We start from the raw sequence: 15,548 nt of genomic DNA on the forward strand, positions 1-15,548 counted from the left end.
AAGTACAAATTTAGATCTTAGATCAGCTAATGTGTGCCCATTTTTGAAAATAGATTGATAATAATGACTCCAACGACAATCAAGACCATGCCAATAATGGCTGCTGTATCGGGGATCTGTTTGAATAAGAACATACCAATCAGTGTAATGGCTACAATACCAACGCCAGACCAAATTGCATAAGATATTCCGACAGGCAGGTATTTAAGTGTGATACTTAAAAAATAGAAGGCAATGATATAACCTACAATACAGATAAGGGTAGGTTTTATAAGGGTAAAACCTGCAGATTTCTTTAAGAAAGTGGTTGCAAATATCTCAGCGGCTATGGCAAGAAAAAGATAGATGTACTTCATTGTTACAAAGGTACAATTTTTTGTTTGGTAAGGTTCGATTAATTAGGTCAATAACAGCGAGAAGTTAAGTTATTTTAGAGATAATGAATTGCGTATAAGGGTAAATTTATCTAAGTTTGGCCAATTCACATAGCTAGAGCAATTATTTTTTTATGGGGCATATTCAAAATTTTTGGAGATCGGTACTGATATTTTTTACCTTTTTATGTTTCTGTTGTACTGTTTTTGCCCAAGAACAACTGCAGGAGTTAAAAAAATCATATTACAGTCTTCCCTTAGGAAGCAAGGAACGTTTTGTATTAACAGGAAAATATGCACAGGCTTTATATTTTAATAATGAGAAAGCGCTGGCTAGTCAATTGCTTAATGATAATATTCAGTTGGCCAGAAATTATCCTGACAAACAATATTATGCCTACTTGAATTGTATTGCTGCCATGAATAGCTTCAACGATCATGCGTTTGAAAAATCACGCTATTATTTAGAACATGCTAAATCTGTGCTCCCCATAGTTAGCGATAATGGAATTAAGGGTTATGTCCATTATTGTGATGGATGGGTTATGACACGGCAGAATAAGGAAGATGAGGCTGTTTCCCAGTTCCATAAAGCAATTTCATTTTTGGAGAAGGCGCCACAGACTGAGGCAAATATCGCCCGAAAATTGGCGGTTTATAAGGAGCTTACAGCTATCTATTCCAATCAGCGTAACTATGATTTCCAGGAGAAGTATACATCGCTTTTGTTGGAAACGGCTAAGGAAGGGAAAAATATCAATAGTTTATTTGATGCCTATATGCAAGCTGGTTACTTATTTGAAGAGGAGTATAGATCAAATAATGCAGATCGCAATTTATTGCGAAAAGCTGAGCATCATTATCTTGAGGCATATAATTTGGTAAAAAATAATGAGAAGAATCTGATTAATCCGACTGATCTAGCGTATGTTTCTGTTAATTTGGCGAATCTGTACCATGAGTTTTATCCTGATAATGGCGGTAAAAAAGCAATATCATATGCGAAACAGGCCTTAAATATCGCCGCCGAAACAGGCCAGTATGCGATTACAATACCTGCATATGGCGTCTTGGCAGATGAATCTTTTAAATTGGGACGTCGGGAGGAAGGTAAAAAATATTTACAGCAAGCACTGTATAATCTTCAACAAGAGCCTCATTATGACTACCAGGTAGGGTTAAGCCTGTTTAGCAGATTGGCCGAAGTAAGTGTGGAAGAGGGAAAATATGAAGAAGCTTTCAACTATCAAAAAAGCTACATTGACGTTTTTGAAAAGGCATTTAATTCGGACAAACTGGATAAGACGAAGCAGCTGGAGCTGAAGTATGAGCGCGAACTGCAAAACCAAAAATTAATGCGGCTTCGACTGGAAGGGGAGAAAAAGGAACAGCAGATCAAGTTGATGAAAGCATTGAATGATAGGCAGCATCAACTGGTGGAGAATCTGAAGTTAAATGAATTGAATCGAACCCAGCAACTTAAAGTATTACAGCTCGAACGCGATAAAAAGGAGCAGGATCTGCAATTAAGCCGACTGGAAAATGAACAGCGCTTACAAGAGCTTGATGTCTCCAAAAAACAGATTGCTTTCAAATCACGGATGAATTCGATCTATATCTGGTTATTTATCAGTTGTTTGATCGTGATCGTATTGTTATTTTACGCCTACTGGCAGCGATCAAAGGCATTGAAGCATAAGGAACATTTGCATGAACTTGAAATAGAAAAGAATAATCAGCAACATGCCATTAAAAATCTAACTGCGATGCTTGCAGGAGAGGAGAAGGAGCGGACCCGCCTTGCCCGAGATTTGCATGATGGCTTGGGTGGTTTACTTTCGAGCACCAAATTGGGATTATCAGCCATCAATAAAAATACTTTAGAACAGGAATCCATGAAAGAAGGGATCGACCGAAGTATTGATTTGCTGGACGGGGCTGTCGATGAACTTCGTCGGCTTGCACATAATCTTATGCCAGATTTAATTGTAAAATATGGTTTGAAAGAAACTTTAAGAGACTATGCGGGCCGAATGAGTCAATCTACATGTCAAGTTGAATGTGAATTTTTACAATTTGAATCAACCTTAAGTACGGAACAGGAGATTTTTTTGTACAGAATTATTCAAGAATTGGTGAATAACGCATTGAAGCATGCTAATGCGGCCAACATTTTAATACAGCTTTCTTCACATAATAAACGTTTACATATTACAATTGAAGATGATGGCAAGGGTTTTGATATGGAAAGTGTCGATTTGCAGCATTCTGCAGGAATGCACAATGTGAGATCAAGACTTTCATTTCTACAAGGAGAGATGAAGATTATGTCGGAGAATGGAGCGGGTACAACCATAGAATTGGAATTACCCATGATTTAACTTTTTGGAAAAATGATAAAAATAGCGATTACAGACGATCACCCTTTGCTACTTGAGGGATTGAAAAACATTATAAATGCGCATGAGGATTTTGAAGTAGTGGGCATGTATTCGAGTGCGACTGAACTGTTCCATCATATTGCTACTGATATGCCATTGGTATTGCTACTTGATATCAATCTACCAGATGCTAATGGTATCGATTTGGTTAAAGGCCTGAAGGAAAGCAATAAGGATTTAAAAATTATTGCGTTTAGTGTCCACAATGAATTTGCAGTGATCAACAGCATTTTAAATGAGGGTGCCAATGCCTATTTACAGAAAAATGCAAATGGTGATGAAATACTTGCTGCCATTTCCGCTGTTCTTGTTGGAAGAAGATATTTGTGTGAAAAAACTCAGACCATCTTGAACAAGAAGGTGGAAATGGGGCTTAAGCAGGTACCAAAATTGACACGTCGTGAGAAAGAAGTGCTTACTTTCGTAGCACAAGGAATGACAACAAATCAAATTGCAGATTCATTGTTTATCAGTTCACATACAGTAGAAAGCCATCGCAAAAATCTAATGGAGAAATTTCAAACCAAAAGTGTTACTGCTGCAGTAAAATCGGCTATAGAATACGGATTAATTCGGGAAACCTAATTAAATTCCCCAATTCCCTGATTTCAGGGATGAAAAGATCTCCAGGCATTTGATACTTTTGCTATTATTGATTTAAAATAGAAGGTATCAAGTGCATTGCTGAAACCCAGTATTTTACGCTATTTCAAGAGATAGCATCGTTTCAGTCTTCGATTCATTGATCTATTTTAAATAGAATATGTTTCAGAACAAAATTTCAAATCTAGGTTTTTCTTAGGGCGCCCAATATTGCGAAATCTAATTTTTTTAGCTTGGGGATCTATCAGACGAGCCTTTACGAGATAAACAACCAAAAATTACTGATTCAATTGATATGATTAAAAAAATAATACTTTGGACGATAGCTGTCCTCGTACTTTTGGTGATTGTCGCCTGGGGCGGATATATACTGCGACAGCAAGAATCCTACAAATCATTGGTTCATAAAAAAAGTAAGGCTTTGTTGACCGTATCATTGGATGATATCCTTTTGAATCAGTTTTTTAATAAATGGCAGTCAGCGCCGAAAGAGGGGCAAGATTTTGGTAAAAAACTACGTAAACTCAAAGACAATGGTATTGATATCAAAGCGAATGTATTTCTTTTTGCTTTGGAGCCCCACCCCAAAAACTTTTATGCTTTTTTTCAGCTAAAGGATAAACAGCAATTTTTGAACTTTCTAAAAGATGTGATACAGGTTGGTGCGGTGGAAAGCAATCTAGCCCCTGATGTGAGCTATGCCTATCATCAACCGAGCAAAATCGCATTTATCTGGAAAGGGGATGATCTGTTGCTAAGTCTAGGCTTTGATCTTGATACAAAGAAGGAAGAAATGCTGCAGCTAATTCAATCAAAAGAAGACCGGGTTACCATTGAGCAATTTATTAGCCGTCCAAGTACATTGACAGGTAAATCACTGCGTTATAGCGATATTTCAACAGATAATTTTATTGAACTTGATTTGAAAGGAGACCATGTCGATGTATCTGGCGAATTTTTCTCAACAGATTGGAACTTTCCGAAAGAATATCTTGTTAGAGAACTCGTTTCCGCAAAATACATTGGTAAAGCTTGGATCAATATCCCCAATAGTCAACTTAAAAATCAGCTAAAACAACTATTTAGCGAACTTCCTATAGCCGCTGATTCTATTATGGCACATTTGGATGGAAATTACGTCGATATTGAAATTTTGAAAAATAAGGTCATTCAAACAGATACCATTGTTAATTATGCGGTTGACGAAAATTTCGAAACGATCGAAGAGAAAACACCCTACGAAACGAAAGTTCCCGAAGTAAGATTAGCCATGCGTGGAGATAGCGACATGCGCAGGTTCCTACCCAGTAAATTATTTTATCAATGGTTTCAAAAACAAGATAATGGATTTAGTCTGTTGTCCACGTCAAAGGATATTGATAAACTTAATGTGGCTTACAATAAGACAGCTGAGCTATCCCATGTGGCAGTTCATTTGGCGGATTGGCCAAATGAAGCTAAAATATCACCGATTCTATTATTGAAAACTATCGCTTCAGATATTACGGTGAGTCTGAAAGTTGTAGACCACAATCGCTTGGTTCTCCAGGGAACTATAGTGGACTACTCGCATTAAAACACACTAATCACAAACTTTCTTCGCTTCTCAATGGTTTGTTCTTGAGTACAAAGTACAAGAACATGGATAAACGAACTAAAAGTAAAAGTATGGTGAAAACCTATTGGCGAATTTTAAAGAGTACGGTCTCGGGATTTTTGAATGAGGATTCGATGAAGTATAGTGCTTCATTATCCTATTATACTGTTTTCTCTATTGGCCCAATATTGGTTTTAATGATTGCCTTAGCCGGAATTTTTTATGGTGAGGATGCGATTGAAGGGAAAGTATTCTTGGAACTCCGTGGATTGGTGGGAAGCAATGCTGCAAAACAGATTCAGGAAGTTATTCAGAATTTGCAACTTTCGGGAAAGTCAAACCTGGCATTGCTTGTCAGTGGTATTACATTGATTTTAGGAGCAACGACTGTTTTTGGGGATATACAGAATTCGATCAATAAGATTTGGCATGTAAGGGCGAAGCCGAAAAAAGGCTGGTTAAAATTGATTCAGGATAGATTATTGTCTTCATCTTTGGTGATTGGATTGGGGTTCTTGTTAGTTGTTACATTGATTGTAAATGGTGTAATATTAGCATTGACAGATCAGCTACAGCATTATTTCCCGGACATAACGGTGATGTTAATGGATGGGATTAACTTTGCATTGTCCTTCGGAATTATATTCTTGTTATTTAGTGTCATATTTAAAGCGCTTCCGGATGTCAATATACATTGGCGGACAGTAAGGGCGGGGGCCTTATTTACTTCAATTTTATTTGTATTGGGACGTTATTTAATTGGAGTCTATCTGGAGCATTCTGCAACCCAAGATACCTATGGAGCGGCAGGTTCATTTGTGCTGATCTTACTTTGGGTCTACTACACAGCAGCCATTTTATATTTTGGTGCAATCTACACGAGGGAGTATGCTACTGTAATGGGAATCCCTATTGAACCCTCACAATATGCCGTGCATGTTGAAACGCAGGAAATTGAGCGTAATGTAACCGAAATACCTCCCGCCCCGTTAACACAAGAGGAACAGACAATTACCGAGCAGGACGCTAAGATTCCCAATAAACCATAAACCTTAGATTTACTGAATTCTTACCACCAAATTCTGTAAATTTGATGGTAAGATCGATCTATTGTTTATGAACAAATTACAATCATTACGTGAGAAACTCAATTTAACCCAAGAGGAACTAGCGCATAAATCAAGTATTTCAGTTAGAACAATTCAGCGGATTGAAGCGGGGCAGTCGCCAAAGGGCTACACCCTTCGTGCACTTGCTCAAGCGTTGAATGTGGACGAATCGGAGTTTTCTGCATATGATATGCCTCTTGAATCCGAAAATCTCACATGGATCAAGATTATCAACCTTTCTTCCTTACCCTTTTCTATATTGCCTCCATTAAATGTTTTGGTGCCCATTGCAATCATGCTGTTCAAAAAACAGCATTCGTATAAGGTCCGTCAGTTAATCTCCATTCAGATCGTATCTACCTTAATCGCGGTGTTACTGATGCTTGTTATTTTTATACTCAACGATTGGCTAGGTGTTAAAAGCAATGTGAAATTGCTTATTCCGCTATGTTGGATCCTTATGAATATAATCGTTATACTGCGAAATGCGATCGGATTAAATAAAGGTGATAATTCACGGATTTTGCCCGATATTAGTATTTTATAGCGACTATTATACAATTGTCGGGTAGCTGTCGGGACATTGTCGGGTAGCAAAAGGATGTTCATCTTTTAGTATTTTTTTTCTTTGATCTTGAAAAAAAAGCAAAATTATGAAAACAGACTATCAAAAAAAGCAAAGCCATCTTGCCTTGGCTATCTTTGTTATTATTCTTTCTCTTTTTACGATGACAAACGTCTTTCCACAAGATAAGATACCTTTGATCAAAGCTTCATCTGAGAGAGCTGGTATTAAAGACGGCGCCTATTGCCATGTCGACTGGAAATTAGACCCTAAAGCAGACCCTGATGTCTATTTCGTGAATATTCCAACAAAAGAAAGTACAGTCGTTTTCAAAACAGATCAGGAGGAATTAACTGTTATGACTAAACCCGGAGCGATGTATGATTTCATAGTACTATTGAACGGCACGGATTCTTGTCACATTCGTATAAAGACTCAACTACCGCTTGACCTACCCGTATTGGATCGAAACGAGGCGTTTCCTATGCGAATACCTTTTCGTCTTATTGGTTCACGGATTTTCCTGAATGGAACAATTAACAAGAAAAATGTTGCGATACAGTTTGATTTAGGAGCAGGGACAGGTGTTGTCAATAGAAATAACTCAAAGCAGCTAGATTTATCATTTTCATCGTTTACGACAGTTGTGAATACCGATGGGATCAATAGTGAGCGGACAAGCCTAGGCAATCAATTGCGTATTGGGCCGATGGTTTGGAAAAATGTGTCAATGACAGAAGTCGGAAATATGAAGTCCTTTGAAGATCTTATTATTGGTAACAGTTTCTTTCGAAATCACATTATTGAAATCGATTATGACAAAATGGAATTGGTAATTCATCGCGATCTCCCCGGCAAAGCAAAGAAATATACAAAGCTTCCGGTATTCTATGAGCAAAATCGACCCAAGTTTAAAGCTGCTTTTAGACATAACCAACGACACTATGATTTTTGGTTCCTTTTTGATACGGGCCGTGATGGTACGATGCTGTTAGGGGAAGATTTTACCGGTATAGGTCATAATTGGACCGATCTAGAGCCGCTTACCATGATCAGTAACCGTAAGATTATCCGTTTGGATGCTTCAATAGCTGGTGTTGAATTTAAAGACATTGTGACGAATGCCGCTGATCCAGCCAAGCTTAATGGCAGACCAAGCTTGTTCGGAAATCAGATTCTGAACCATTTTAATGTTATTTTGGATAATCAGGAAGGATTTCTTTATCTGAAACCAAATGGTAGGATCAAGGAACCTTATTCAAACTATGAGGGATATTTGAAACAGATGTCTCAGTCAATGCAGAAAAATTAAAGTGAGCAGCCAATGTCGTTTGTTCAGGGAGCAAATGACATTGGCTACTTGTGGTAACTATATATCTAACGAATGAAATTGGTCCATTTTTGTGCTGATTTTCCCGAGGCAATAACAGTTTCTAGGAACTTCATGCCACGCAGACCGTCAGCTACAGTAGGAAAATCAGTATCTTCTTCTCGCGGATCTATACCTTGCATAGATGCCGATAGTGTGGCTGCAAAATTTCTATAAATATTGGCAAATGCTTCTATATATCCTTCGGGGTGACCGGCCGGTAGACGGATGTTGTGTTTGGCGATTGGTGAAAGGTACTGTTGACCTGCACGAAATAGCTGGGTCGGCGCATCGAGCTGTTTAAAGATGAGTGTATTTGCATCCTGTTGGTTCCATTCCAATCCTCCAAGTTCACCATATACTCTAATTTTTAACGCATTTTCTTCTCCTGCAGCAACTTGGGATGCCGATAGCACACCCGTGGCTCCATTTTCAAATCCAAGTAATATGTTGCCGTCATCTTCAAGTTTTCTTCCGGTCACAAATGTTTGAAGGTCGGCACACATTTTAGTGATTTTTAAACCTGAAATATATTCTGCGAGGTGGGCAGCATGTGTTCCAATATCGCCCATACAACCACTTTTTCCACTCTTTTCGGGATCTGTACGCCAAAAGGCCAGAGAAAGACAATTTTCGATCATCTTACTGAGCCAACCCTGCGGATACTCGACCATAATCTTTCTAATCGAACCTAATTGGCCCTCTTTGACAAGATGACGAGCTTGTTTTACCATCGGATAGGCAGAGTAGGTGTATGTAACACAGAGTATTAATCCTGTTTCAGCTACTTTTTGTTGGAGCAATTCGGCCTGTTCTGTTGTCAGAGTCATCGGCTTTTCAAGCACGACATGGAAGCCATGTTCCAGAGCCATCATTGCTGGTTCAAAATGAGCAAAATTTGGCGTGACTATGCTGACAAAGTTCATGCGGTCATCCGCCGAACGTTTACTTTCCTCGACAATCATTTCCTGGTAACTTCCATAGCTCCTTTCCTTCGGAAGCCCTAAAAGCGCGGCGGATTCTCTTGCGACAAGGGGATCAGCGCTCAGTGCTCCGCAACATAATTCAATCTGACCGTCAATTCCAGCAGCCATACGATGTACCGCCCCTATGAATGCATTTTTTCCACCGCCGACCATGCCCATTTTTAGTTTTGTATTGCGCATAAAGTTGATTTTTTAATGACGATATCTTTTGTAATTACAAACCCAATAGTTTACGGTTAAGGCTATCATTGGTTTCGACGGCAGCAAAATTATCGAATGCCTTATCAGTAACACGGATAATATAGTCTTTAATATGCAGCGCGCCTTCCCGTGCACCATCTTCAGCATTTTTGAATGCACATTCCCATTCCAGTACTGCCCAGCCTTGATAATCATATTGTGTGAGTTTGGTAAATATGGCTTTGAAATCCACTTGTCCATCACCAATTGATCTGAAACGACCGGCTCTTGACTGCCAGCTTTGGAAGCCACCATAGACGCCCTGACGACCAGAAGGATTGAACTCAGCATCTTTAACATGAAACATTTTAATTCGCTCATGGTAAATGTCGATGAATTGAAGGTAGTCAAGACATTGAAGGACAAAATGGGAGGGATCATAGAGAATGTTTGCCCGCTTGTGGTAATTTACATTTTCGAGAAATAAGTCAAAAGTAGCACCGTCATGGAGATCTTCTCCGGGGTGTAATTCATAACATAGGTCGACATCGTACAAGTCACATTCATCGAGAATTGGTAACCATAATTTTGCAAGTTCAGCAAAACCTGTTTCGATCAGATTAGCTGGTCTTTGTGGCCAAGGGTATATAAATGGCCATAGAAAAGCTCCACTAAAGGTTGCTAGCGCTTTAAGTCCGAGGTTGTGGGAAGCTTGTACGGCATATTTTAATTGCTGGATCGCCCACTGTTGTCGTGCTTGAGGATTACCATGTAAATGCTGTGGCGCAAAGGCATCAAATAGATCATCGAAACTTGGATTTACAGCCACTAATTGCCCTTGGAGATGGGTTGAAAGTTCGGTGATCTCCAATCCAAAAGATTGTACTTTAGCTTTTAGATCAAGTGCATAGCTTTTATCGAGCGCTGCTTTTTCTAGATCGATAAAACGGGCATCTAAGGTTGGTAGTTGTATTCCCTTATAGCCAAGCTCTGCAGCCCACTGGCAGATTGAGTCCAAGGAGTTAAATGGAGCTTCATCGCCGATAAACTGTGCGAGAAAGATAGCAGGACCTTTAATTGTTGTCATATGTATTGTGTTTTGAAAAAGACTATGTTATGTACAAAACAGATCAATATTCCAATTCGTTTGAAGAAATGGCTCAGTCTGTCGTTTATACTATTATAATTTGGTTATTCAAGCTACCTGCTTGTTTAATACAATATTACAAAAATTTGCAACCGGTTGCAATAAAATCAAAAAAAAACCTTAAACTTGTTTAGACGATCTATTCTTACGCTTTCGAAAATATAAGAATGGATCGTCTAAACAAGGTAAAACTGTCAGGCATCTTTGTGGCGCTTGATTTGAGAGGGAAATTTCCCTTCGAGTAATAACCAAATAAACCAATTATAAATAAATGGCAAATAATGTTTATGATGCAATTGTCATCGGGTCTGGGATCACAGGTGGCTGGGCAGCCAAGGAACTAACGGAGCGTGGACTTAAAACCATCATGTTAGAAAGAGGACGCAATATTGAGCATATCAAAGATTACCCATCACCAAACAAAGATCCTTGGGATTTTTCGCATCGGGGTCGGGTGCCCTTAGATCGTGCCCAGCACTACTTACCTTTTGGAATTAAAAATCAATGGATGAACGAAGGGAACATCGACTTTTGGACTAATGAGACAGAAAGTCCATATAAGGAAATAAAACCCTTTAATTGGTTCCGGGGCTATCACGTTGGTGGGCGCTCGCTTATGTGGGGGCGGCAAAGCTATCGGTGGTCGGATGTTGATTTTGAAGCAAATAGCAGAGACGGGCATGGGGTTGACTGGCCCGTACGTTATAAAGATATAGCACCTTGGTATAGTCACGTTGAAAAATTTGCGGGTATTTCGGGTAATAGAGACGGTATAGCGGTGCTGCCCGATGGCGAATTTATGCCACCAATGGACATGAATATTGTGGAGAAAGATCTTGCTGCGCGCTTGAAATCGCATTATCAGGGAAAACGACACTTTATAATTGGCCGGGTAGCCAACATAACAGTGCCCCACCATGGCCGTGTTAATTGCCAATACCAGAACAAATGTTGGCTGGGTTGCAATTTCGGCGCTTATTTTAGCACACAGTCTGCAACATTGCCCGCAGCAGTGAAGACAGGGAAACTTACCCTACGACCATTTTCCATTGTAAAAAGCATTATTTACGATCGGGATACACAGAAAGCTAAAGGAGTAGAAATTGTTGATGCGGAGACGAATCAAACCTACGAGTATTTTGCTAAAATTGTCTTTGTATGTGCTTCGACTTTAAATTCCACCTGGGTGTTAATGAATTCAGCTACCGATGTATGGGAAGGTGGTCTTGGGAGCAGCAGTGGTGAATTGGGACATAATCTGATGGATCACATGTTAAATAGTGGGGCTGGGGGAAGAGTTGAAGGATTTGAGGATAAATATATTTTTGGACGACGCGCCAATGGATTATATGTACCCCGATTTGCTAATATTGCCGGCGATACCAAGAAGAGAGATTACATACGTGGTTTTGGCTATCAAGGCGGAGCTTCAAGGGGACAATGGTCAGGTAAGGTCGATAATAAGAGCGTAGGCGGGGCTTGGAAAGATGCTATCGCCGAGCCCGGAAGCTGGGGAGTAGGTTTTACTTCATTTGGCGAAATACTTCCATATCACGAAAATAAAGTCCTATTGGATTCATCTGTAAAAGATAAGTGGGGGCTTCCTGTATTGGCTATAGATGCAGAGATTAGGGATAATGAGCGGAAAATACGGCTTGATGCAAGCAATGAAATGAAGGAAATGTTGGAATCTATCGGTGTCAAAGACGTAACAACCTATGACAACGGGTTTAGTATGGGACAGGGAATTCATGAAATGGGAACAGCACGGATGGGCAATGATCCGAAAACCTCGGTATTAAACAAATTTAACCAAGTATGGGATGCTAAAAATGTCTTTGTGACAGACGGGGCCTTTATGACTTCTTCTTCCTGTGTGAATCCATCGCTTACCTATATGGCATTTACAGCAAGAGCAGTAGATTTTGCTGTAAATGAGTTAAAAAAAGGGAATCTTTAATATTTTATGATGCAATAGTTATGAATAGACGAGAAGCAATACAACGTGTAGCCATACTCATGGGAGGAACAGTTATTGGTGCTTCGTTATTTTTGGAAGGATGCCAAAGGTCTGCTTCGAAAGATATAGAAATGCTCTTTGATCCAAAATCAATCGATTTTTTGGGAGATCTCGCGGAGGCGATTCTTCCTAAAACTACTACCCCAGGGGCGAAAGAGGCTGGTGTAGGTTCTGAAATTCCCGTTATAGTGCGAGACTGCTATAAACTTGAAGAACAGCAGGTTTTTCTGACTGGAACAGCTGGAATTGACGAACGTGCCAAGAAAGAATTCGGACGTAATTTTCAGCAACTCGACAAAAAAGACCAAACTGCTTTTGTTGATATTTTGGACAAGGAAGCACAAGATTACGATGAAAAGAAAGCAGCTAATGAACTGCCCCATTTTTTCACACTCTTTAAACAGCTTACACTCCTTACATTCTTTAGCTCAAAATTAGGCGCCACTGAAGTGTTCCGTTATGTGAAAATCCCAGGGAAATATAACGGCGATTTCCCTTATCAAAAGGGTGATCATGCTTGGGCAACCTAGCTAATAAATTTTATATTGACCCCTTGTCTTTAATTGGCAGCGGGGTCAATTAAAGAGGTTGTCAAGCCTATGAACTTTAAAAGATTTTTGCTATCGAAAAGTAAAGTGGTAAAATGTGTTCCTGTTTTCATCGTCAGTCTGGTACCACCCGGAAAAGAGCTTCCAGCATCAAGTTTTTCCTTTTTAACATTGTGTCGGCTGAATTTTGAGAGCGCCTCTTTGACTGTTGTTTTATTGATCGCTAGATCAAAAGGCAACCCTTCGACAACCAGAAACTTGTCATCAGGGATATCAAAAAATAGTTCATTGACGGATTTATCAGCCCCATAATTGCTATAGAGTTCCAAGCCGGATTTTGTGATCCATTTTGCATACTTTTCTTCGTTGGCATCTTCATAGAAGACTGTTTTTACGTTTAATGTAGTCGCTATTTTATCTATTGTCTGCGGAAATACAAATTCACTGTTTTTATTTAACAGTGATTTTAACTCCGCTTTGTTCTGTGCGAAAGTCGTTGCAGCAAAAAGGAAAAGACCTATATTTAATGTAAATGCTTTTATCTTCATCATATCCTCGTTCTATGTTTGGCAGTTGTTTATGTCCGTTAGATCAAAATTAATCAAACGAGTAAAAATATACAATAGTGCTTTATACTTGTTTTGATAGCGGGATCAACCGAAGTTTTCAGCATGCGTATCGTCTATAATCGATCTAATTTAATCCTAAAAGCGCATATAAGAGATCTTTTTTATTGCTCGCAATGGGGATAGTTTTTCCATTTGAAAGCTGGACTATATTTCCATTTAGCGATTGTATGCTATCTGTATTGACAATGAATGCTCTATGAATTCGAAAGAAACTGGTGTTATGTAAAATTTCTTCCATCGCCTTAAGGGTAGATAGGGTTTGATGTGCACTGGTATGCGTGACAATATTCAAATAGTTTCCCTGAGCTTCAATATATAGAATATCACTAAGCATAATCTTTATAAATTTATTTTCACTTTTTATAAAAATTCGTTCTGTTTTTATTGGTTTGGTATTTAGCTTGTTAAGGGGGATATTTGTTCTTTTACTCTATTTGCAGCTTTCAAAAAACGTTCAAATCGAATGGGTTTAATGAGGTAATCTACGGCACCTTTTTCAAATCCGTCAATGGCGAAATGTCGATGGGCAGTTATAAAAATAAAGTAAGGTTTTTGGGCCAGCGTTTCCAACAGATCTAAACCAGTTAAGCGGGGCATCTCAATATCGCTAAATACAATATCGATCGGATTTTCCTGCAGAAAAGCCATTGCCTCCAGTGGCTTACTGAAGGTCTTTTTTAATTCCAAAAAAGGTACTTGTTCGACGAAATCCGTAATAAGTTCAATGCCTAAAGGTTCATCATCGATGATGATGCAACTATATTTTTCAATCATGTTGTAATACGATATTCAATGCAACGCTAAATTCATTGGAGCTATCTATGATGTGAAGGTCGCTTTGGTTTGGGTAAATTAATTGTAAACGCTTTTGTAAATTTTTAATACCGATACCCGTAAAGCTAGGCGTTTTCACGGTATTGAATACATCTTTGTCATTTTTTATTTTAAAGGTGACCTGATCTTTGCTGATGTGAATAGTAAGTATGACATAGGATGCTTCCTCGTTTTTCAGCCCATATTTAAATGCATTTTCGATAAGGGTGAAGGTCAATAACGGAGCAATCGTTAAAGCGTGAGCATGCGCTCGCCCCTCTATATTTAGTTCAATCTGATATGATTTTGGGTAACGCATTTTTTCCAATGAAAAGTAATTCTCTATAAAATCCAGCTCTTTAGCTAAGGAGACGTATTCTGCATCCGAATCGTATAGTGTATACCCCATAATTTCGGATAAATTTAATACGACCTCAGGCGCTGTGTCGTTTTTTTTTAGCGTCAAACGATAGAGGTTGTTAAGCGTGTTGAATAAAAAATGTGGATTGAGCTGTGCTTTTAAGAATGCCTTCTCTACGCTAATATTTTCCAATAATAATTTTGACTTCTGCTCTAGGATTCGCATTCGGTCTTTATTTATTCTTCTGATGTCGATTAATATTTTGGTAAAGAAAAAAGGTGACAATGAATAGATAACTGACAATGCATTTAATAGCACTGCTTTAAAGCTGAATACGGACCACAGGTTGGGAATGAAGTCCTTTTCCTTGCCCATTAATGGATACAAATTGGAAATATCAAAACCATATTTGTAAGCTAGCACATAAAACAAATTATTGATAAATAACCAAATAAAAATACACACTGGCGCAGTTAAGAGAGGTAATATCCATAAATTTAAGTTCCTCGCGTAAGGGATAACCAAGTAGAAAAATAGATAAAAGACAACAAGAGAAGACAATAAAACACGCGTTGACAAAAATAGTGACTGGTTTGAGGATATTCCAGTTACATAATAGTAATTGCTGAACAGGAGCAGGGTAAATGTAAACCACATTCCAAAATGAAGTAGGATACGTACATTCGTTGTATAAAAAGTATCGAAATCCTGCTTCCTGAAAAATGTATCTGCTTTAGTGATGTAATGATTAAGTCGAGATTGTTTCATAAATCCTTTGATAGTTCAGTTTTGCGGCTCATTGAGCC

General features: G+C 38.7%; 15 protein-coding genes. 8 read left to right on the forward strand and 7 right to left on the reverse strand.

The annotated features are described in order from the left end of the window. Positions 1-26: 26 nt before the first annotated feature. On the reverse strand, positions 27-356 hold the full coding sequence (locus tag GVK91_RS01020; protein WP_153844662.1) for a multidrug efflux SMR transporter: 330 nt from the start codon (positions 354-356) through the stop codon (positions 27-29). A 152-nt stretch (positions 357-508) separates the two neighbouring features. Here GVK91_RS01020 and GVK91_RS01025 point away from each other — a divergent pair, with 152 nt between their 5' ends. The 6 genes from GVK91_RS01025 (at position 509) to GVK91_RS01050 (ending at position 8,001) form a co-directional block, all read left to right on the forward strand. Further along, positions 509-2,755: a sensor histidine kinase gene (locus GVK91_RS01025; RefSeq protein ID WP_159726499.1), complete on the forward strand. Its 2,247-nt coding sequence runs from the start codon at positions 509-511 to the stop codon at positions 2,753-2,755. A 12-nt stretch (positions 2,756-2,767) separates the two neighbouring features. Then, positions 2,768-3,400, forward strand: coding sequence for a response regulator transcription factor (locus tag GVK91_RS01030; protein ID WP_153844660.1), 633 nt, complete (start codon positions 2,768-2,770; stop codon positions 3,398-3,400). Positions 3,401-3,713: 313 nt separating this feature from the next. Further along, a complete protein-coding gene (locus tag GVK91_RS01035) occupies positions 3,714-4,994 on the forward strand; it encodes a hypothetical protein (RefSeq protein ID WP_159726501.1) in 1,281 nt (426 codons plus the stop codon). Positions 4,995-5,059: 65 nt separating this feature from the next. After that, the gene (locus tag GVK91_RS01040; protein ID WP_159726503.1) at positions 5,060-6,064 is read left to right on the forward strand and encodes a YihY/virulence factor BrkB family protein; all 1,005 of its coding nucleotides are present in this window, start codon (positions 5,060-5,062) and stop codon (positions 6,062-6,064) included. A 67-nt stretch (positions 6,065-6,131) separates the two neighbouring features. After that, positions 6,132-6,671, forward strand: coding sequence for a helix-turn-helix domain-containing protein (locus GVK91_RS01045; RefSeq protein ID WP_159726505.1), 540 nt, complete (start codon positions 6,132-6,134; stop codon positions 6,669-6,671). Positions 6,672-6,777: 106 nt separating this feature from the next. Continuing rightward, positions 6,778-8,001 (forward strand): retropepsin-like aspartic protease, encoded by a 1,224-nt coding sequence (locus GVK91_RS01050; RefSeq protein WP_159726507.1) that lies wholly within the window; start codon positions 6,778-6,780, stop codon positions 7,999-8,001. Between the two features lie 65 nt (positions 8,002-8,066). Here GVK91_RS01050 and GVK91_RS01055 read toward each other — a convergent pair whose 3' ends face one another. After that, complete coding sequence (locus GVK91_RS01055; protein WP_159726509.1) at positions 8,067-9,224, reverse strand: Gfo/Idh/MocA family protein; 1,158 nt, start codon at positions 9,222-9,224, stop codon at positions 8,067-8,069. A 34-nt stretch (positions 9,225-9,258) separates the two neighbouring features. Continuing rightward, a complete protein-coding gene (locus GVK91_RS01060; protein WP_153844654.1) occupies positions 9,259-10,311 on the reverse strand; it encodes a sugar phosphate isomerase/epimerase in 1,053 nt (350 codons plus the stop codon). Positions 10,312-10,642: 331 nt separating this feature from the next. On the opposite strand from GVK91_RS01060, the gene GVK91_RS01065 reads away from it, so the two are divergent. Then, positions 10,643-12,331 (forward strand): GMC oxidoreductase, encoded by a 1,689-nt coding sequence (locus tag GVK91_RS01065; RefSeq protein ID WP_159726511.1) that lies wholly within the window; start codon positions 10,643-10,645, stop codon positions 12,329-12,331. Between the two features lie 20 nt (positions 12,332-12,351). Next, entirely contained in the window at positions 12,352-12,921 is a 570-nt protein-coding gene (locus GVK91_RS01070; RefSeq protein ID WP_153844652.1) for a gluconate 2-dehydrogenase subunit 3 family protein, read from the forward strand. 29 nt (positions 12,922-12,950) lie between these two features. Here GVK91_RS01070 and GVK91_RS01075 read toward each other — a convergent pair whose 3' ends face one another. From GVK91_RS01075 to GVK91_RS01085, 4 genes are all read right to left on the reverse strand, one after another. Further along, positions 12,951-13,490 carry a hypothetical protein gene (locus GVK91_RS01075; RefSeq protein ID WP_159726513.1) on the reverse strand — a complete coding sequence of 180 codons (540 nt, stop codon included), beginning with the start codon at positions 13,488-13,490 and terminating at the stop codon, positions 12,951-12,953. A gap of 142 nt (positions 13,491-13,632) precedes the next feature. Further along, the gene (locus GVK91_RS27320; protein ID WP_317164617.1) at positions 13,633-13,983 is read right to left on the reverse strand and encodes a LytTR family DNA-binding domain-containing protein; all 351 of its coding nucleotides are present in this window, start codon (positions 13,981-13,983) and stop codon (positions 13,633-13,635) included. Continuing rightward, entirely contained in the window at positions 13,965-14,342 is a 378-nt protein-coding gene (locus GVK91_RS27325) for a LytTR family DNA-binding domain-containing protein (RefSeq protein WP_200845512.1), read from the reverse strand. The genes GVK91_RS27320 and GVK91_RS27325 overlap by 19 nt, the downstream gene beginning before the upstream one ends. Continuing rightward, on the reverse strand, positions 14,335-15,510 hold the full coding sequence (locus tag GVK91_RS01085) for a sensor histidine kinase (RefSeq protein WP_159726515.1): 1,176 nt from the start codon (positions 15,508-15,510) through the stop codon (positions 14,335-14,337). The genes GVK91_RS27325 and GVK91_RS01085 overlap by 8 nt, the downstream gene beginning before the upstream one ends. Positions 15,511-15,548 lie beyond the last annotated feature (38 nt).

Source organism: Sphingobacterium sp. 18053, from assembly GCF_902706145.1.
GTDB classification, from domain to species: Bacteria; Bacteroidota; Bacteroidia; order Sphingobacteriales; family Sphingobacteriaceae; genus Sphingobacterium; species Sphingobacterium paramultivorum.

Coding starts and splice junctions, on each gene's coding strand:
- GVK91_RS01020 (WP_153844662.1), bottom strand. CDS start 356: ATGAAGTACATCTATCTTTTTCTTGCCATAGCCGCTGAGATATTTGCA.
- GVK91_RS01025 (WP_159726499.1), top strand. CDS start 509: ATGGGGCATATTCAAAATTTTTGGAGATCGGTACTGATATTTTTTACC.
- GVK91_RS01030 (WP_153844660.1), top strand. CDS start 2,768: ATGATAAAAATAGCGATTACAGACGATCACCCTTTGCTACTTGAGGGA.
- GVK91_RS01035 (WP_159726501.1), top strand. CDS start 3,714: ATGATTAAAAAAATAATACTTTGGACGATAGCTGTCCTCGTACTTTTG.
- GVK91_RS01040 (WP_159726503.1), top strand. CDS start 5,060: ATGGATAAACGAACTAAAAGTAAAAGTATGGTGAAAACCTATTGGCGA.
- GVK91_RS01045 (WP_159726505.1), top strand. CDS start 6,132: ATGAACAAATTACAATCATTACGTGAGAAACTCAATTTAACCCAAGAG.
- GVK91_RS01050 (WP_159726507.1), top strand. CDS start 6,778: ATGAAAACAGACTATCAAAAAAAGCAAAGCCATCTTGCCTTGGCTATC.
- GVK91_RS01055 (WP_159726509.1), bottom strand. CDS start 9,224: ATGCGCAATACAAAACTAAAAATGGGCATGGTCGGCGGTGGAAAAAAT.
- GVK91_RS01060 (WP_153844654.1), bottom strand. CDS start 10,311: ATGACAACAATTAAAGGTCCTGCTATCTTTCTCGCACAGTTTATCGGC.
- GVK91_RS01065 (WP_159726511.1), top strand. CDS start 10,643: ATGGCAAATAATGTTTATGATGCAATTGTCATCGGGTCTGGGATCACA.
- GVK91_RS01070 (WP_153844652.1), top strand. CDS start 12,352: ATGAATAGACGAGAAGCAATACAACGTGTAGCCATACTCATGGGAGGA.
- GVK91_RS01075 (WP_159726513.1), bottom strand. CDS start 13,490: ATGATGAAGATAAAAGCATTTACATTAAATATAGGTCTTTTCCTTTTT.
- GVK91_RS27325 (WP_200845512.1), bottom strand. CDS start 14,342: ATGATTGAAAAATATAGTTGCATCATCATCGATGATGAACCTTTAGGC.
- GVK91_RS01085 (WP_159726515.1), bottom strand. CDS start 15,510: ATGAAACAATCTCGACTTAATCATTACATCACTAAAGCAGATACATTT.